Origin of the sequence: Mycolicibacterium lacusdiani (assembly GCF_021916785.1) — a bacterium.
Lineage (GTDB): Bacteria > Actinomycetota > Actinomycetes > Mycobacteriales > Mycobacteriaceae > Mycobacterium > Mycobacterium lacusdiani.
Map to the genome: position 1 here is coordinate 646,405 of NZ_JAKCFC010000003.1, position 17,369 is coordinate 663,773.

At 69.0% G+C, this 17,369-nt stretch carries 16 protein-coding genes and 1 riboswitch; of the genes, 12 read left to right on the forward strand and 4 right to left on the reverse strand.

Annotated features, from left to right (window positions below):
* The 3 genes from LOK44_RS12855 to LOK44_RS12865 are packed head-to-tail and all read left to right on the forward strand — an operon-like array spanning nt 1 to nt 2,114.
* Nucleotides 1–894 carry an N-acetylglutamate synthase, CG3035 family gene (locus tag LOK44_RS12855; protein ID WP_237570339.1) on the forward strand — a complete coding sequence of 298 codons (894 nt, stop codon included), beginning with the start codon at nt 1–3 and terminating at the stop codon, nt 892–894.
* A gap of 3 nt (nt 895–897) precedes the next feature.
* Nucleotides 898–1,692, forward strand: coding sequence for an exodeoxyribonuclease III (locus LOK44_RS12860; protein WP_237570340.1), 795 nt, complete (start codon nt 898–900; stop codon nt 1,690–1,692).
* A gap of 38 nt (nt 1,693–1,730) precedes the next feature.
* The gene (locus LOK44_RS12865; RefSeq protein ID WP_237570341.1) at nt 1,731–2,114 is read left to right on the forward strand and encodes a DUF7715 family protein; all 384 of its coding nucleotides are present in this window, start codon (nt 1,731–1,733) and stop codon (nt 2,112–2,114) included.
* A 3-nt stretch (nt 2,115–2,117) separates the two neighbouring features.
* On the opposite strand, the gene LOK44_RS12870 is transcribed toward LOK44_RS12865, so the two are convergent.
* Nucleotides 2,118–3,887: an MFS transporter gene (locus LOK44_RS12870; RefSeq protein WP_372481231.1), complete on the reverse strand. Its 1,770-nt coding sequence runs from the start codon at nt 3,885–3,887 to the stop codon at nt 2,118–2,120.
* 130 nt (nt 3,888–4,017) lie between these two features.
* Nucleotides 4,018–4,128: riboswitch (TPP riboswitch) on the forward strand.
* On the opposite strand from LOK44_RS12870, the gene thiC reads away from it, so the two are divergent.
* The 8 genes from thiC (at nt 4,122) to LOK44_RS12910 (ending at nt 12,273) form a co-directional block, all read left to right on the forward strand.
* The gene (gene thiC, locus LOK44_RS12875) at nt 4,122–5,696 is read left to right on the forward strand and encodes a phosphomethylpyrimidine synthase ThiC (protein WP_237570342.1); all 1,575 of its coding nucleotides are present in this window, start codon (nt 4,122–4,124) and stop codon (nt 5,694–5,696) included. It overlaps the preceding riboswitch by 7 nt.
* The gene (gene thiD / locus LOK44_RS12880; protein WP_237570343.1) at nt 5,693–6,532 is read left to right on the forward strand and encodes a bifunctional hydroxymethylpyrimidine kinase/phosphomethylpyrimidine kinase; all 840 of its coding nucleotides are present in this window, start codon (nt 5,693–5,695) and stop codon (nt 6,530–6,532) included. The genes thiC and thiD overlap by 4 nt, the downstream gene beginning before the upstream one ends.
* Nucleotides 6,532–7,149, forward strand: a complete 618-nt coding sequence (locus tag LOK44_RS12885; RefSeq protein ID WP_237570344.1) for an alpha/beta hydrolase family protein — start codon at nt 6,532–6,534, stop codon at nt 7,147–7,149. Before thiD ends, LOK44_RS12885 begins: the two co-directional genes overlap by 1 nt.
* A gap of 19 nt (nt 7,150–7,168) precedes the next feature.
* Nucleotides 7,169–7,828 carry a septum formation family protein gene (locus LOK44_RS12890; RefSeq protein WP_237570345.1) on the forward strand — a complete coding sequence of 220 codons (660 nt, stop codon included), beginning with the start codon at nt 7,169–7,171 and terminating at the stop codon, nt 7,826–7,828.
* 28 nt (nt 7,829–7,856) lie between these two features.
* On the forward strand, nt 7,857–9,344 hold the full coding sequence (locus LOK44_RS12895; protein ID WP_237570346.1) for a flavin-containing monooxygenase: 1,488 nt from the start codon (nt 7,857–7,859) through the stop codon (nt 9,342–9,344).
* A gap of 16 nt (nt 9,345–9,360) precedes the next feature.
* Nucleotides 9,361–9,627: a DoxX-related protein gene (locus LOK44_RS12900; protein WP_237570347.1), complete on the forward strand. Its 267-nt coding sequence runs from the start codon at nt 9,361–9,363 to the stop codon at nt 9,625–9,627.
* A 54-nt stretch (nt 9,628–9,681) separates the two neighbouring features.
* Entirely contained in the window at nt 9,682–10,899 is a 1,218-nt protein-coding gene (locus LOK44_RS12905; protein ID WP_237570615.1) for an APC family permease, read from the forward strand.
* A 42-nt stretch (nt 10,900–10,941) separates the two neighbouring features.
* Nucleotides 10,942–12,273 carry a uracil-xanthine permease family protein gene (locus tag LOK44_RS12910; protein WP_237570348.1) on the forward strand — a complete coding sequence of 444 codons (1,332 nt, stop codon included), beginning with the start codon at nt 10,942–10,944 and terminating at the stop codon, nt 12,271–12,273.
* 7 nt (nt 12,274–12,280) lie between these two features.
* Here LOK44_RS12910 and LOK44_RS12915 read toward each other — a convergent pair whose 3' ends face one another.
* Nucleotides 12,281–13,549, reverse strand: coding sequence for an HNH endonuclease (locus LOK44_RS12915; RefSeq protein ID WP_249783499.1), 1,269 nt, complete (start codon nt 13,547–13,549; stop codon nt 12,281–12,283).
* A gap of 107 nt (nt 13,550–13,656) precedes the next feature.
* On the opposite strand from LOK44_RS12915, the gene ddaH reads away from it, so the two are divergent.
* Nucleotides 13,657–14,430 carry a dimethylargininase gene (ddaH, locus tag LOK44_RS12920; protein ID WP_237570350.1) on the forward strand — a complete coding sequence of 258 codons (774 nt, stop codon included), beginning with the start codon at nt 13,657–13,659 and terminating at the stop codon, nt 14,428–14,430.
* 1 nt (nt 14,431) lies between these two features.
* Here the strand turns inward: ddaH and LOK44_RS12925 are convergent, their stop codons facing one another.
* Nucleotides 14,432–15,856, reverse strand: coding sequence for a M28 family peptidase (locus LOK44_RS12925; RefSeq protein ID WP_237570351.1), 1,425 nt, complete (start codon nt 15,854–15,856; stop codon nt 14,432–14,434).
* Nucleotides 15,853–17,358 (reverse strand): M28 family metallopeptidase, encoded by a 1,506-nt coding sequence (locus LOK44_RS12930; protein WP_237570352.1) that lies wholly within the window; start codon nt 17,356–17,358, stop codon nt 15,853–15,855. The genes LOK44_RS12925 and LOK44_RS12930 overlap by 4 nt, the downstream gene beginning before the upstream one ends.
* Between the last annotated feature and the right edge of the window lie 11 nt (nt 17,359–17,369).

The following is a 17,369-nucleotide window of genomic DNA, read 5'->3' on the forward strand; positions in this document are numbered from 1 at the left end:
GTGCTGCTGCCGCCCGAGGGCGCCAGGGTGAGCCTGCGCTACCGGCTGCCCGAGCCCGCCGAGCGGCCGTACACCGACGTCATCGGCCACGTCGAACGGTCCGGCCCGACGATCGTCATCCGCACCCGCCGCGGCGAGCTGGTGACCGTCGATGCACGAGACGTGCAGGCGGTGCGGCTGATCCCCGAGATGCCGGTGCGGACGTCGCAGATCCGCAACCTCGAACACGCCGCCGCCCTGGGGTGGCCGGGGGCCGAGCAGCGGTGGATCGACGGCTGGCTGCTGCGGTTCGGGCGCGGACACACCCGGCGCGCCAATTCGGCCGTGCCACTCGAGGGTTGGGCGGGCCCGGCCACGCTGCCCGCGATCGTCGACTGGTACGCCGAGCGTGGCGTGCCACCACTGGTCGCGGCGCCCGATCGGCTGCTGCGCCTGCCGGACGGCATCGCGGTCGACGGCGAGAACCTGGTCATGGTCGGTGAGGTCGACACGGCCGGCCCACCGTCCGACGTCACGCTCTCGGGTGGACCGGACGAACCGTGGCGCGCGGTCGATCCGCGCGGCGTCCCCGACGACGTGCTGACCGCCGTCGTCGACGGCGAGGCGGCGTTCGCGACGATCCCCGACACGGCCGTCGCCCGCGCTGCGGTGACGACCGCACCGGACGGCACGCGCTGGGTGGGTCTGTCGGCCGTGCACGTCGCCGCGGAGGCCCGCAGGGGCGGCCACGGCCGCGGAATCTGCTCGGCCCTGCTCGCGTGGGGCGCCGACCGCGGGGCGACCCGGGCGTACGTGCAGGTCGAGGTCGACAACGGCCCGGCGATCGATCTGTACGAGGCCATGGGGTTCCGCACCCACCACCGATCGCGGTACGTCGACGCCCGTAGCCTTTGACGGGTGCGCATCGCCACCTGGAACGTGAACTCCATCCGCTCGCGCATCGACCGGGTCACCGGCTGGTTGGAACGAGCCGACGTCGACGTACTGGCCATGCAGGAGACCAAGTGCAAGGACGAGCAGTTCCCCACCATGCCGTTCGCCGCACTCGGTTACGAGGTGGCCCACGTCGGCACGAACCAGTGGAACGGCGTCGCGATCGCGTCGCGGGTCGGGATCACCGACGTCACCAGCGGCTTCGATGGCCAGCCCATGTGGGACGAGGCATCGGAGGCCAGGGCCCTCGGCGCGACGTGCGGCGGCGTCCGGGTGTGGAGCCTCTACGTGCCGAACGGCCGCACCGTGGACTCGCCGCACTATGCGTACAAACTGGAATGGCTTGCCGCACTGCACCAGTCGGCCCGGGACTGGCTGGCGGCCGACCCGGAACAGCCGGTCGCCCTGGTGGGTGACTGGAACATCGCGCCGACCGACGACGACGTCTGGGACCCCAAGGTGTTCGAGCACAGCACGCACGTGACCGAACGGGAGCGCACGGCGTTCCGCGCCATCGAGGCCGACTTCGCCGACGTGGTGCGTCCGTTCACGCCGGGCCCGGGCACCTACACCTATTGGGACTACACGCAATTGCGCTTCCCGCGCCGGGAGGGCATGCGCATCGACTTCATCCTCGGCTCCCCCGCGCTCGCGGCGCGCGTCACGCACGCAGAAATCGCCCGCGACGAGCGCAAGCCCGGCAAGAAGGGCACTCCTGCACCGAGCGATCACGCGCCGGTGCTGGTCGACCTGTCGTAGCCGCGTCGATGTCGGTGCGCCTTCGTACCGTCTGCGTCATGAAGATCCTCGTGGCCACCGGCCTGACCCAGGGCACCAATCCACGCGACTACCACTACTGCGTCGAAGGCGAACTGGTCTGGCTGCAGGACCCCTGCGACCGCGACCGCAACGACCCCGAGAACGGGTGCGGGTGCAGTCGCGGATTCGCGGGCGCGGCATCGCACCGGGCCACCACGACGGCGATGATCGTCGACTCCGGCATGACCCGCGACGACCTGGTGCTGGCATTCTCGACCAGCCTCGTCGACGGCGGCTGGCCGCGGGACTGGGCCGAGGAGGTCGCCGACGACAACATCGAGATCGCCACGATGGCCCCGGCGGGCACCATCATCGTCCGGCGGTTCGAGGACCTCTACGTCCGCGGCGCCCTACTCCGATGAGCCCTACTCCGATGAGCCCTGTTCCGATGAGCCGTAGCGGCCCGGGTTGAACAGGGACGCGGCGGCGCCGATCAGCATCATCACCGCGGCGGCGACGAACACGACCGTCAGTCCGGCGTGAAACGGCCCGGTGATCAACTGCGGGAAGAACGTCTGACCGGTAAGCACCTCGGCGTTCACCCCGGGCTGGTGCAGCGCGCCCGAGGGCGCCAGCAGTTCCTCGATGGGGTTGTAGCCGAGGAACGCGGCGAACAGGCTGCCCACCGGCGGCAGGTGGGCCACGTCGTGCGCGACCGCGGCAGACACGCCCTGAGCCTGCAGCCCGGTGCTCATCGCCGACGGCAGCGAGTTGGCCAGCCCGACGATCATGAGCGAGAAGAAGATCCCGATCGACAGCGACGAGCCCGCGTTGAAGAACGTCGCCCGCACACCGGAGGCCGCACCGCGTTGCGCCGCAGGCACACTCGACATGATCGCGGCGGTGTTGGGTGCGGTGAAGATGCCGCCGCCGAGGCCGTTGAGGAAGACGAGGATCGCGAACACCCAGTAGTCGAAGTTCACCGGGATCAGCAGCAGCGCGATGAACGACGCCGCCATCAGCAGCATGCCGCCCACCGTGAACGGTCGCGCACCGTAGCGGTCCGACAGCGAGCCCGCGATGGGCCCGGCCACCAGGAAGCCGACGGTGACGGGCAGCAGGTAGATGCCCGCCCACAGCGGTGTGGACTCGAAGTCGTAGCCGTGCAACGGAAGCCAGATGCCCTGCAGCCAGATGATCAGCATGAACTGCAGACCGCCACGGCCGACCGAGGACATCAGGCCGGCGAGGTTGCCCATCCCGAACGACGCCGAGCGGAACAGTCGCAGGTCGACCATTGGCGAGTCGACACGGAGTTCGACGAAGCAGAACGCGACGAGCAGGGCCAGGCCCAGCCCGATGGCGCCGAGCACCCATGGGCTGGTCCAGCCGGTCGGAGCGTCGCCGTAGGGCTGGATGCCGTACGTGATGCCGATCAGCAGGATGGTCAGCCCGAGGCCGAAGGTCGCCGTGCCCGCCCAGTCCAGCCGGCCTGGCGTCTTGACGCCGAGTTCACGTAGCGACCGGATGCTCCAGATCGTGCCTGCGATGCCGATGGGCACGCCGACCCAGAAGATCGCCTGCCAGTGCCACTCCGACAGGAATCCGCCGATCAGCAGGCCGAGGAATGATCCGGCCACCGCCGACACCATGTTCACCCCGAGCGCCATGCCGCGCTGGTTGGCCGGGAACGCGTCGGTGAGGATCGCCGACGACGACGCCATCAGCATGGCGCCGCCGATGCCCTGCACCACGCGCCAGCCGATCAGCCACACCGCACCGCCGCCGAGGTGGAACGGGTCGAAGGACAGCGCGACGGCGGCGACGGTGAACACGACGAAGCCGTAGTTGTAGATCCGGACGCGGCCGAACATGTCCCCGAGCCTGCCGAACGGCACCACCAGGACCGCGGTCACCACGAGGTAGCCCATCAGCATCCACAGCAGGTAGCTCACGTTGCCCGGCGCCAGCGGATTGAGGCCGATGCCGCGGAAGATGGCGGGGAGCGAGATGAGCACGATCGACGCGTTGATCGTCGCGAGCAGCGTGCCCAACGTGGTGTTGGACAACACGATCCACTTGTAGTGCGGGTGGTCGTGATCCATCCGTCTGCGCCTGCGTGCGGTGGCGATGGTGCCTGCGTCGGGGTGGGCGGCCAGTTCGGGATTCGTCGTCATCATCGTCTCAGTCGTCATCGGCTTCGGTCGCGGGCGACGCTGCCCGAAAAACATATGTTAGCTATGCAAAAGATCTCGGGGCAAGTTCTATTCCCGCGGCCGTCCGGGAATCCCCACTGTCGATCCCGCAGACCCTGCGGTACGTTGACGAGGTCCGCGCGGGAGCGCACACCAGTGCGCTGAGAGGACGGCTAGCGGGCCGTCGACCGTATGAACCTGACCGGGTAATGCCGGCGTAGGGAGCTTCTTCAGATGACTGCCGTGTCCGATTCCGTCTCCGTCACCACCGGCCCCATCACGGGCAGTTCGAAGACCTACCGCGAGCTGCCCGACGGCGCGCGGGTGCCGTTCCGCCGGGTCAACCTCACCAACGGCGAGCACCTCGACCTGTACGACACCTCGGGGCCCTACACCGACGACACCGCGGCGATCGACCTCGTCGCGGGCCTGCCCGCACGCCCCGGGGTGGTCCGCGACCGCGGCACCCAGTTGCAGCGCGCCCGCAACGGCGAGATCACCTCCGAGATGGCGTTCATCGCCGAGCGCGAGGGCATGCCTGCGGAGTTGGTGCGCGACGAGGTGGCGCGCGGACGGGCGGTGATCCCGGCCAACCACAACCACCCCGAGAGCGAGCCGATGATCATCGGCAAGGCGTTCGCGGTCAAGGTCAACGCCAACATCGGCAATTCGGCGGTGACGTCCTCGATCGCCGAGGAGGTCGAGAAGATGGTGTGGGCCACCCGCTGGGGCGCCGACACCATCATGGACCTGTCGACCGGCCGCGAGATCCATCAGACCCGGGAGTGGATCCTGCGCAACTCCCCGGTCCCCGTGGGCACCGTGCCGATGTACCAGGCGCTGGAGAAGGTCGACGGCGATCCCACCAGACTGTCGTGGGAGATCTACCGCGACACCGTGATCGAGCAGTGCGAGCAAGGCGTGGACTACATGACCGTGCACGCCGGAGTGCTGCTGCGCTACGTCCCACTGACAGCCAACCGGGTGACCGGCATCGTGTCGCGTGGCGGGTCGATCATGGCCGCGTGGATGCTCGCCCGGCACACCGAGTCGTTCCTCTACACGCACTTCGCCGAGCTGTGCGAGATCTTCGCCCGCTACGACGTGACGTTCTCCCTCGGCGACGGGTTGCGCCCGGGCTCGATCGCCGACGCCAACGACGAGGCGCAGTTTGCCGAGTTGCGCACCCTCGGCGAGCTGACCAAGATCGCCAAATCCCATGGCGTGCAAGTGATGATCGAAGGGCCCGGGCACGTCCCGATGCAGAAGATCGTGGAGAACGTGCGCCTGGAGGAGGAACTGTGCGAGGAGGCGCCCTTCTACACACTCGGCCCGCTGACGACCGACATCGCCCCGGCGTATGACCACATCACGTCTGCCATCGGGGCGGCGATCATCGCCCAAGCCGGCACCGCGATGCTGTGCTACGTCACCCCCAAGGAGCACCTCGGCCTGCCCGACCGCGACGACGTGAAGGTCGGGGTGATCGCCTACAAGATCGCCGCGCACGCCGGCGATTTGGCGAAGGGGCACCCGCACGCTCAGCGCCGCGACGACGCACTGTCCAAGGCCCGCTTCGAGTTCCGCTGGTACGACCAGTTCGCGCTGTCGCTCGACCCCGACACGGCTCGCTCGTATCACGACGAGACCCTGCCCGCCGCGCCCGCGAAGACCGCGCACTTCTGCTCGATGTGCGGCCCCAAGTTCTGTTCCATGCGCATCACCCAGGACATCCGGGACGCCATGGCGGCCAAATCACAGGAGTTCGCCGACCACGGCAACCATGTCTATCTACCCTTGACCTCGTGAACTTCCTGCCTCTGACGCCGCCAGGCGAGACCCCGCTGCGGGTGCTGACCATCGCCGGCACCGATTCCGGTGGCGGCGCGGGCATCCAGGCCGACTCCCGCACGTTCGCGATGCTCGGCATACACGGGTGCGTGGCGGTCGTCGCGGTGACGGTGCAGAACTCCGTCGGCGTCAAGGGGTTTCACGAGATCCCGATCGACATCGTCACCGGGCAGATCGAAGCCGTCGTGAGCGACATCGGCGTCCAGGCGGCCAAGACCGGGATGCTGGCGTCCTCGGAGATCATCAGTGCGGTCGCGCAGACCTGGCGGGGGCTGGTTGCCGATGGGACCGCCGCCCCCCTGGTGGTCGACCCGGTGTGCGCATCGATGCACGGCGACCCGCTGCTGCACCCGTCGGCGCTCGGTGCCATGAAGTCGGAACTGTTCCCGATCGCGACGCTGATCACGCCCAACCTCGACGAGGTCCGGCTCATCACGGGCATCGACGTCGTCGACACCGCCTCCCAGCGGGACGCGGCGCGGGCGCTGCTCGATCTGGGTCCGACGTGGGCGCTCGTCAAGGGCGGGCACCTGAAATCGTCGTCGCACAGCCCGGACCTGCTCTTCGACGGCACCGAGTTCCACGAGTTCGACGCCGAGCGCATCGACACGGGTCACGACCACGGCGCGGGCGACACGCTGGCCGCGGCCGCGGCCAGCGCGCTCGCCCACGGGTACTCGGTGCCCGACGCCGTCGCGTTCGCCAAGGCGTGGGTGACCGAATGCCTGCGTGCCGCATATCCACTCGGCCACGGCCATGGCCCGGTGTCGGCGTTGTTCCGGCTCCAGTGCTGATGGACCTCAAGGCCATCGCAGGCGTCGCGCACGAACCCGCAGGGACGCCGACCGGCGCAGTGGTGCTGACCCACGGTGCGGGCGGAAGCCGCGACGCCCCGATGCTCGTAAGGGTCTGCGACGAGTGGGCGCGACGCGGCTTCCTCGCAGTCCGGTTCAACCTGCCGTACCGGCGGCGCAGACCCAAGGGGCCGCCCTCGGGCTCCGCCGCTGCCGATCAAGCGGGCGTGGTCGAGGCCGTCGACCTGGTGCGGGGCATGCTGGCCGACGTCCCGGTGCTCGCGGGCGGACACTCCTACGGGGGCCGGATGACGTCGATGGCCGTCGCCGCCGGTCTCGCCGTCGACGTGCTCACCCTGTTCTCCTATCCCCTGCACCCGCCGGGGAAGCCGGAACGATCGCGCACCGAACATCTGCCGAACATCACCGTGCCGACGGTGTTCACGCACGGCACGTCCGACCCGTTCGGCACCATCGACGAACTGCGGTCGGCCGCGGCGCTACTGGCTGGGCCATCGGCGGTCGTCGAGGTCACCGGCGCCCGGCACGACCTCGGGTCGAAGACGCTCGACGTGCCCGCGCTGGCCGTCGACGCAGCCCTGAGTTTCCTGGCCTGAATACTGCTATCTTCCGGGGGTGACCTGGCCGTCCGGAGACCCGAATCAGCCCCACGGGGCGCCGCCCCCACCACCGCAGGGGCAGGGTGGGTATCCGCCGCCGCCACACCAGCCGCCGGGTGGCTACCCGCCCCCGCCGCCGCCCGGTGGCGGCTATCCGCCGCCTCCGCCGCCGCTGCCGTATCAGGGCGGGCCGTACGGCCAACCGCAGGGACAGCCCTATCCCCCGCCGCCGAAGAAGTCGAAGAAGGGCCTCATCATCGGGCTCTCGATCCTCGGCCTGGTGGTGTTGATCGGCATCGTCGTCGTGATCGTCGGGATCTTTGCGCTGAAGGACACCACCGTCGCGACCGACATGAAGGTCGGCGACTGCATCTCCGACATCCCGACCGATGCCCGCGTGCTCACGCTGCCGACCATCGAGTGCGCGCAACCGCACGGCGGTGAGGTGTACGCGGTGCTCAACATGCCCGACGGCGACTACCCGGGCACCGAGGCCATCGACGAGTGGCAGAACAGGTGCCCCGAGGAACTGGCGACCTACTCGCCCGAGGCGATGCTCGACGACACCGTCGGCGTGTACGTCCTGTACCCGACGGAGGAGACCTGGGAGGCCGGCGATCGTGCCGTGACGTGCATCGCCACCCTCGATCCCAAGCGCAGCGGCACCCTCAAGTAATAGCCGTTACCCCTGGTACCGTCCCCTCATGACTGAGAAGCTGTTCGACGCGGTCATCGTGGGTGCCGGATTCGCGGGCATCGGCGCTGCCATCCAGCTCAAGCGCCTCGGCATCGAGGACTTCGTCATCCTCGAGCGGGAGGACGACCTCGGCGGTACGTGGTACGTCAACCACTACCCCGGACTGGCCGTCGACGTCCCCACCACGACGTACTCGTACTACTTCGAGCCCAACCCGAACTGGTCGCGCCTGTTCACGCCAGGGCCCGAGATCAAGCGGTACGCCGACGACGTCGCCGACAAGTACGACGTGCGCAAGCACATGCGTTTCAACGTCAGCGTCGAGGGCGCGCGGTGGGACGAGGAGGCCCAGGCGTGGCGCGTCGCCCTGCGCGACGGCGAGACCGTCAGCGGGCGTTACCTGTTCACCGCGACGGGCTTCCTGTCCCAGCCCAAGGTGCCCGACATCCCGGGTATCCACGACTTCGACGGCAAGGTCATCCACACCACCGAGTGGGAGGACGACTTCGATCCCACTGGTCGCCGCATTGCGGTGATCGGCACGGGCGCCACCGCCGTGCAGCTCATCCCGGAGCTGGCCAAGCGTGCCGCCGACCTGACCGTGTACCAGCGCACGCCGATCTGGGTGGTCCCGAAGATCGACCTGCGCTTCGGCGAGCGTGCGAAGCGCGTGTTCAAGCGGTTCCCGTTCACGCAGCGGGCGCTGCGGTGGTTCACCGACTCCGTCTACGAGGTGATGGTGTCGGTCGGCGTAGTGCACTTCAAGACGTTCAAGGGGCGGTTCAACATCTCGGCCGCCGACCTGTCGAAGCTGCACCGCTTCGTGGTCATCAGGGACAAGGAGCTGCGCCGCAGACTCACTCCCGACTACGACTTCGGTTGCAAACGACCCACTTTCAGCAACGGCTTCTATCGCGCCTTCACGAGGGACAACGTCCACCTGCAGGACGTCGGCATCGATCACGTGCAGTCCGACGGGATCGTCGGCAAGGACGGCACCAAGAACGTCATCGACACCCTGGTGCTGGCCACCGGATTCGACCTGTGGGAGGCCAACTTCCCCGCCATCGAGGTGATCGGCCGCGACGGCCGCAACCTCGGGAAGTGGTGGCGCGAGACGCGGTTCCAGGCCTACCAGGGCGTGTCGATGCCGTACTTCCCCAACTACCTCAGCCTCGCCAGTCCGTACGCCTTCCTCGGGTTGAACTTCTTCAACACGATGGAGTACCAGATGCGGCTGATGGAGCGCCTGTTCTCGGAGGTGAAGCGCCGCGGCGCAACGACGTTCGAGGTCACCGAGGAAGCCAACACCCGCTACCTCGACCGCATGACCGAGCTGCTCGGCGACTCGCTGTTCACGCTCGGCAATTGCGCGAGCGCGCGGTCCTACTATTACAACCCCGCGGGTGAGCCGACCCTGCTGCGGCCCACCACCACCGAGACCGCGATCCGGGAAGCATCCGAGTTCCCGCTCAGCGACTACCGCATCGCATAGACGAAAGAGGATTCACGTGCCCGAACAGAATTCGAAGGCTGCGACCATCGCCGGACTGGCCGTCGCAGGCGCCGGAGTCGCACACTTCATCAAGCCCGAGTTGTTCGAGTCCATCACCAAGGGCCCGTTCCCGGACGACACCGCCAAGGCCATCAAGATCAACGGCAGCCTGGAGACCGCGATCGGGCTCGGCCTGGCCGTGCCGCAGACCCGCAAGCTCGCCCTGGTGGGTCTGGTCGGCTACGGCGCGTACCTCGCGGTGAACGTCGTTCGCAATCGCTGACTCGTAACCGAGCACCCGTACCATCGCCGCGTGATCACGCCAGAACACGCACCGATGAAGCGGACCCTCGGCACCTTCGACGCGGTGGCGGTGGGCCTGGGCGCAATGCTCGGCGCGGGCATCTTCGTGGTTCTCGCACCCGCGGCAGGCGCCGCGGGTAGTGCACTGCTGGTCGGCCTGGCCGTCGCCGCGGTGGTCGCCTACTGCAACGCCAGGTCGTCGGCGCGGCTCGCGGCGCTGTACCCGGAGTCAGGCGGCACGTACGTCTACGGGCGTGAGCGCCTAGGCCCGTTCTGGGGTTACACGGCCGGGTGGAGCTTCGTCGTCGGCAAGACAGCGTCGTGCGCCGCGATGGCGCTGACCGTCGGCTATTACGCGTGGCCGTCGCACGCCAACGCGGTGGCCGTCGCGACGGTTCTCGCTCTGACCGTGCTGAACGTGGTGGGTGTGCAGAAGTCGGCGATGGTCACGCGGGTGATCGTGGCGGTGGTCCTGGTCATCCTCGCCGTCGTGGTCGTCGCGGTCGTCGGCTCGAGCGGCCTCGACGCCGACCACCTGGCGGTCGACTTCGACGCCGGCGCCGCGGGGATTCTGCAGTCGGCGGGCCTGCTCTTCTTCGCATTCGCCGGCTATGCGCGGATCGCGACCCTCGGCGAGGAGGTCCGCGACCCCGAACGCGCCATCCCGCGGGCGATCATCGTCGCGCTGGGCATCGCGTTGGCGGTGTACGCCATCGTGGCCGTCGCGGTGCTTTCCGAACTGGGTAGTGAGACGTTGGCGTCGGCGACCGCGCCATTGGCGGACGCCGTGACCGCGGCAGGCCACCCAGGCCTGGTCCCCGTCGTGCGGGTGGGCGCAGTCGTGGCGGCGACGGGATCACTGCTCGCGCTGATCCTCGGCGTGTCGAGGACGACGTTGGCCATGGCTCGCGACCGTCACCTGCCCACGGCGTTGACCGCGGTGCACCCGCGGTTCGACAGCCCGTACCGCGCCGAGATCGCGGTCGGCGTGGTGGTGGCAGTGATCGCCGCGGTCGCCGACGTCCGCGACGCGATCGGGTTCTCGTCCTTCGCGGTCCTGGTCTACTACGCGATCGCCAACGCGTCGGCATACACGTTGGGCCGCAAGACGATCCCGGTGATCGGGCTCATCGGGTGCCTGGTGCTGGCCTTCGCACTGCCGTTCACGTCGGTGCTGGCCGGTATGGCCGTCGTCGCGCTCGGTGCGGTGGCCTACCTGGTGCGAAGCCGCGCGTCGGACGCGAACCGCTGATCGGCGTGCGCTCGCGCGCGACATGGTGTGTAGTTCCAGATCGTGAACACTTTCGCCTGGAAGCCGGTTGCCCGAGACGCGGCGGTGGTCGCGCCCGATGAACGGCTGAGCTGGCCGCGGACGATCGGAATCGGCGCCCAGCACGTCGTCGCGATGTTCGGCGCGACGTTCCTGGTGCCGGTGCTGACGGGCTTCCCGCCGGCGACGACGCTGCTGTTCTCCGGCATCGGGACGATCCTCTTCCTGATCATCACCGGCAACCGGCTGCCCAGCTATCTCGGGTCGAGCTTCGCGGTCATCTCGCCGGTGGTCGCGGCAATGGGCTCAAACGGCGCGGCGGGGGCACTCGGCGGATTGGTGGCGCTGGGCCTGGTGCTGGTGGCGATCGGCGTGGCCGTGCACCTGACGGGCACGCGCTGGCTGAATGCCGCACTGCCGCCGGTGGTGACGGGTGCCGTCGTCGCCCTGATCGGCTTCAACCTCGCACCTGCGGCGAAGAGCAACTTCGAGAAGGGTCCGGTGGTCGGGCTCGTCACGCTGGTGCTGCTGGTGGCGACGCTGGCGTTCTTCCGCGGCATCATCGGCCGTCTGGCGATTTTCCTGGCGGTGGTGCTCGGGTACGTGCTGGCGTGGCTGCTTGGTGACGTCGACGAGGAGGCGCGCGCAGCGATCGAGGCGGCGGCGTGGGTCGGTCTGCCCGACTTCCAGACGCCCACCTTCTCGCTGGCAGTGCTGCCGCTGTTCCTGCCTGCCGTCATCGCACTGATCGCCGAGAACATCGGGCACGTGAAGTCGGTGGGACAGATGACCGACACCGACACCGATCCGCTGATGGGGCGTGCGATCGCCGCCGATGGTGTCGCGACAACGCTGGCGGGCTTCGGCGGCGGATCGGCGACCACCACCTATGCCGAGAACATTGGGGTGATGGCCGCGACGCGGATCTACTCGACGGCCGCGTACTGGGTGGCCGCGATCGTGGCCATCGTGCTGGCGATGTGCCCGAAGATCGGCGCGCTGATCTCCGCGATCCCGCCGGGCGTGCTGGGCGGCGCGACGATCGTGCTGTACGGGTTGGTCGGCGTGCTGGGCATCCGGATTTGGCTGACCAACCACGTGGACTTCAGCCTGCCGATCAATCAGATGACCGCGGCCATTCCCCTCATCATCGGCATCGCCGACTTCACCTGGGTCGTCGGTGATCTGACGTTCACCGGCATCGCGCTGGGATCGATTGCGGCGCTGATCATCTACCACGGCATGAAGCTGCTCGGCTTCCGTAGCCGCGATCGCGACGAGCTGGACGCAGACAGGGCCACTCAAGCCCGGTCGAAGGACGAGCCCGCCGGAGACACCAGCCCGTTCCAGCCGTGAGGCGTGCCTAGGCGGCGCGGCGGAACACGACTCGGAAGCGTGCGACGTCGATGCTGGTGACGTGTTCGCTGTTGCGGCCGGGTAGCGGTGGGGCCTTGCCGGTATAGGTGGTGCCGGTGGGTGTGGTGAATTCGGTTGTATGACAACCGCCGTCGTGGTGGGTGCGGACGCGCCAGCGGGGTGCTTCCTTGGCGTAGTTGCAGGCTTCGCACATGCCGTTGCCGTTGAGTGCGGTGGTGGGTCCGCCGCGTGCGTTGGGTTGGGCGTGGTCGGTGTGACGGATGGGGGCGTTGCAGTAGGGGGTTCGGCAGGTGTCGTCGCGGAGCGCGATGAACGCGGCCAATGCCTTCGGGAATCGTCGGGCGCGGGATTCCATGGTCACCAGCGTTCCGGTCTTGGGGTGGCGGTAGAGGCGGCGCAGGGTGGCGCGGGAGCGGTCGTCACCAACCGTGTCGGAGATGAGGTGGCGTGCGACGGCTGCGGGGATGGGTCCGTAGCCGGGGATGCGGGCGGGTTCGGTGTCCCCGCCGAGCAGGGTTTCGTCGGTGATCACCAGATCGACGGTGACCGGGACGGGGGCGTCGGCGGGGCGGCCGGTGATGCGTTCGACGGCGGTGTCGGCCATGACCTGGCCGCGGCTGCGCCCATCACACGTGGTGTCAGCGGCCCGCTTCAGGGCGGCATAGAACGACACCCCCTGGGCGACGGGGAGCAGGATGCTCACCCAGGCCATGGCGTCGGCGGCGGGCCGGACGCTGACGCATCGGTCCTTCTCTGCCTTGCGGGCGCGTTCGACCACGGCGTGCGGGTCGAGGCGGTAGGCGATCGCCATGGCGTCGGCTGTGATCCGCTTGTCGCCCTTGCCCACCAGCGTTTCCGGGTCGGCGCACATCTCGGCATCCAGGGTGCGGCGGTCCTCGACCTCGAGGCAGGCGGATTCCTTTACGAGCAGCGTCGCCCGCCACTCCGAGAGCATCCCGGATTCCAGGGCGGCCAGGGTGTGGGGCATTTCGTGGACCAGGGCGCGGGCGAACCCAAGGTGGCGACCACCCTGCTTCGGTGACTCGCGCCTGGCCAGACCCACCTCGGAGGCGAGGCCCTGGCCGCGCTTGCGCAGTGGGATGCCGGCGTCGGCTTCGGCGCTGCGGCGCATCACGTCCAGCGCGGCGGTCATCCGGGCCTGTGCGGCCGCGGCGGCGGACTTGAGCCGTTCCAACTCGGTGATGCGGTCGATCAGGCCGGCCTCGTCCACCGTGGCAGGGTCGAAGTCGAGCATGTCGAACACGTGTTCGAGTATGCCACCTCGGTCCGACGAATCGCGGGATGTCTCAGGACATCGGTGACAGTCCTGAGACGACCGCCGACAAGTGGCACCATGATCCAATGCACGGTCGTCACGCCCTCGTTCGTCGTCCCTCGCCCCGCCTCGCCGATGGCCTCGTCACCCACATCGACCGCAGCGAGCACGTGGACGTCGAACTCGCGCAACGCCAATGGGACGGTTACGTCGAGGCATTGCACGACGCGGGCTGGACCACCCACGAGGTCGCCCCGGCACCCGAGTGCCCCGACTCGGCGTTCGTCGAGGACACCATGGTGGTCTACGGCGACCTCGCCGTCATCAGCCGGCCAGGGGCCGACGAACGCAAGCCCGAGACCGCGGCGGCCGAGGACGCCGTGCGCGCTCGGGGCTACCGGATCGCCCACATCGAAGCACCCGGCACCCTCGACGGCGGCGACGTCCTCAAGCACGGCGGCAGAGTCTGGGTCGGCGTGGGCGGGCGGACGAACGCCGACGGCGCGCGGCAACTCGCGGCCCACCTCGAGCCACTGGGCGCACACGTCATACCCGTACCGCTGACGAAGGTGCTGCACCTCAAGTCGGCCGTCACCGCACTCCCCGACGGCACCGTGATCGGCTACGAACCGCTCGTCGACGACCCCACGGTCTGGGGCGATCGCTTCCTCCCGGTGCCCGAGGAACCCGGCTCCCACGTCGTGCTGCTTGGCGACGGTGCCCTGCTGATGTCGTCGGCCGCACCGGCCACCGCCGAACTGTTCGATCGGCGCGGTTACCGCGTGGTGGCCGTGGACATCTCGGAGTACGAGAAGCTCGAGGGCTGTGTGACGTGCCTGTCGGTGCGCCTGCGCGGCTGACTCAGCTGCGCGGCGGCAAGCCGTTGGGGCCCTCGACCGAATGGGCGTACGTGCCGATCGCGAAAGCCACGGCCGGGCCGGTGATCCCGAGCGTGTCGCGGTCGACGTTGACGATCGTGTCGCGCGCGGTCCGGGTGTTGGGGTCGAACGGCCGCCCGGCCTGACCGCCCCACAGCCGCGCCTGCACCTCGGTCTTGCGTCCCGTGGTGCCCGTCGTCAGGCCGCCGATCGGCACACCCGCCGCCATGAATGGCGCGTAATCGCCCGAGCGGCCCAGGGGTTGATCGGCGGGTCGCTTGCCCGCCAGGTTCAGGTACCCGGCCAGCGTGCGCTCGATCCCCGCCGATCCCCCGGGCACCGACGCGGCGGGCACCTGCGGATTGGGTTGGCCGGACTGGTCCCCGTCGTAGGTGAAGTAGCCCGCGTTGACCGACCCGATCGGCTCGACGTTGAGATACAGCGCAACGTCTTTCACGCCGTCGGCCCCGAGCCCTGCCACGTACTTCGACGACCCCTCCTGCCCGGCCGCACCCGCACCCCAGAACGCGAATCGCACGGCGTTCGCGACGTCGGGTGACGAGCCGAGCCGGGCTGCCGTCTCCAGCAGCGCAGCGACCCCCGAACCGTCGTCGTTGATGCCGGGGCTGTCGGGCCCCGAGTCGAGCCGCGCGCCCGCCATGATCACACGGCCGGTGTCACCGGTCTTGGTCTGTGCCAACACGTTTCGCGAGGTCACCGTGGCCGCTCTGGCGTCGAGGACCAGGCGGACCGGCGCCGACGTGCGGCGAATTTGCGCGTCGACGTCCCTGCCGATCACCGCCACCGGCGCCTTGAGCTGCTGGTAGTAGCCGGGAGTGAACAGACCGGGCCGTCCGGAGTCGCTGACGACGAGGACCCCGACCGCACCCGCCGCGGTGGCAGTCTTCTGCTTGTCCACCACCGAGCACCCGGTGTCGTCGACGACGGCAAGCGCACCGCGCACGTTCGCATTGCCGTAGTCGGCCGCATTGCATCCGGCGGACCTGCGGGGCCGCAGCGTCTGGGCACTGAGCCCGCCACGCGGCGTCTGGGTCAGCAGCGACGCCTGGTCGACCGGGTAGCTCCTGCCTCCCACGGCCAGCGTCGGCTTGCCCTGCGACGCGAGGACCATCCGCTCGAATTCGGGAGTCTGCACGTCGAACCCGTTGTCCCGCAATACGCCTGCGACATAGTCGATGCTCGCGTCGTAGCCCGGGGTGCCGTCGGCCCTGCTGCCGTCGTGGGCGTTCGCGACGTCGGTCAGACGCTCCAGGTGGGTGTACATCCCATCGATCGTCACCTCGTCGGCGAGATCACCGGCCAGGTCGACGGGCGGCTCGGCGACGCGCTGTGTCGTACATCCCGCGATCACCAGCGCCAGGACTGCCACGCACGCGACGACCTTCACTGTTCCTTCACCACGTGCCGCGTGCGGTCCTCGCGAGGCGGGACGCCGTTGCGGCCCGATTCGTCCTGTGCGTAGAGGCCGATGGCGTACGCGACGCCACGTCCCTGGATCTCCAGCGCCGTGCGGTCGATGTTCTCGATGGTGTCACCGGCCTTGTGGTAGTTCGGGTCGAACGGCTTGTCGCCCTGCCCACCCCACAGGTCGGCCTGCTCGACGGACTTGTTGTCCTCGGCGCCTGCGAACAACCCGCCTGCGGGGATGCCCGCCTGGGTGAACGCGTCGTAGTCCGAGCGGCCGTTGAAGTCGGTGTCCTGCGCGGGCTTTCCCGCATCGTCGAGGTAGTCGGCCAGCGTCCGCTCGATGCCCGCCGACCCCTCCGGCACCCGCGGCACGGCCGGGGTCGGAGGCGCCGACTGGTCACCGTCGTAGGTGAAGTAGCCGGGATTCGGGGAGCCGAGCATGTCGAAGTTCAGGTACAGCGCGATGTCCTTGAGCGCCTCGACGTCGAGGCCCTCGACGTACTTCGTCGAACCGACGAGGCCCTCTTCCTCCGCACCCCAGAAGGCGAACCGCACGGCGTTGCGCGTAGGCGGCGAACTACCCAGCTGCACGGCGGTTTCGAGCACCGCGGCCACGCCGGTGCCGTTGTCGTTGATGCCCGGTCCCTCGCGCACCGAATCCAGGTGGGCTCCCGCCATGACGACGTTCGAGGTGTCACCGGTCTTGGTCTGCGCCACGACGTTGCGGGTCTTCTCGATGCGGACGCCTGCATTCATCTGGAGCGTCGTGTTCGCGGGGTTCGCGCGCAGCCGGGCGCCCTCGGCCTTCGTGACGCCGACGACCGGAATCTTGACGTCGGTGGTGGCGCCCAGCGTGGCGCCGATGCTCTCGTCACCGTCGACGTTGTTGACGACGATCATCGCGACGGCACCGAGGTCCGCGGCCACCTTCTGCTTGTCACCGAACGGGCACGCACCCCGGTCCACGAGCACGATGGAGTCCCGAACGTTCAGTCCCTCGTAGTCGGCGGGCGCGCATCCCGGCGTCTCGTCGATGCGGGCGGGCAGCAGCGGGCCGTTGACGCCTGCGGGCGGGGTGCCGATCGTGTAGTTCAGCGGCGAGGCCTTCACGCCCGTCCCGCCCACCGACAGCGAGGGTTCGTCGGCGAACGGCAACCGCACGTCGAACTCGTCGGTCGTGACGTCGAAACCCTTGTCCCGCAACACGCCCGCCACGTAGTCGACGCTCGCGGCATAACCCTGGGTACCGAGCGCGCGGTTGCCGTCGTTGGCGTTGGCGATCTCCTGCAGCTTGCCGAGGTGCGCCATCATCGCATCGACGGTCAGCTTGTTCTGCTGCTCGACGGCGAAGTCCACGGCCGGCGCGGCCTGCGCGGGCGGGGCGCTCGACGACGCCTGCGGGTTCGACGACTGCCCGCATCCCGCCAGCACCGTCGTCGCCACCGTCAGGGTCAGGAGTGCCGTTCGAGATGTCCGCCGCATGCTTCCCACGT

Bases quoted from the DNA above. Each gene is read 5' to 3' on its own strand.
- LOK44_RS12865 (WP_237570341.1), top strand. From the start codon at position 1,731: ATGAAGATCCTCGTGGCCACCGGCCTGACCCAGGGCACCAATCCACGC.
- LOK44_RS12870 (WP_372481231.1), bottom strand. From the start codon at position 3,887: ATGACGACTGAGACGATGATGACGACGAATCCCGAACTGGCCGCCCAC.
- thiC (WP_237570342.1), top strand. From the start codon at position 4,122: ATGACTGCCGTGTCCGATTCCGTCTCCGTCACCACCGGCCCCATCACG.
- LOK44_RS12885 (WP_237570344.1), top strand. From the start codon at position 6,532: ATGGACCTCAAGGCCATCGCAGGCGTCGCGCACGAACCCGCAGGGACG.
- LOK44_RS12895 (WP_237570346.1), top strand. From the start codon at position 7,857: ATGACTGAGAAGCTGTTCGACGCGGTCATCGTGGGTGCCGGATTCGCG.
- LOK44_RS12905 (WP_237570615.1), top strand. From the start codon at position 9,682: ATGAAGCGGACCCTCGGCACCTTCGACGCGGTGGCGGTGGGCCTGGGC.
- LOK44_RS12915 (WP_249783499.1), bottom strand. From the start codon at position 13,549: ATGCTCGACTTCGACCCTGCCACGGTGGACGAGGCCGGCCTGATCGAC.
- ddaH (WP_237570350.1), top strand. From the start codon at position 13,657: ATGCACGGTCGTCACGCCCTCGTTCGTCGTCCCTCGCCCCGCCTCGCC.
- LOK44_RS12930 (WP_237570352.1), bottom strand. From the start codon at position 17,358: ATGCGGCGGACATCTCGAACGGCACTCCTGACCCTGACGGTGGCGACG.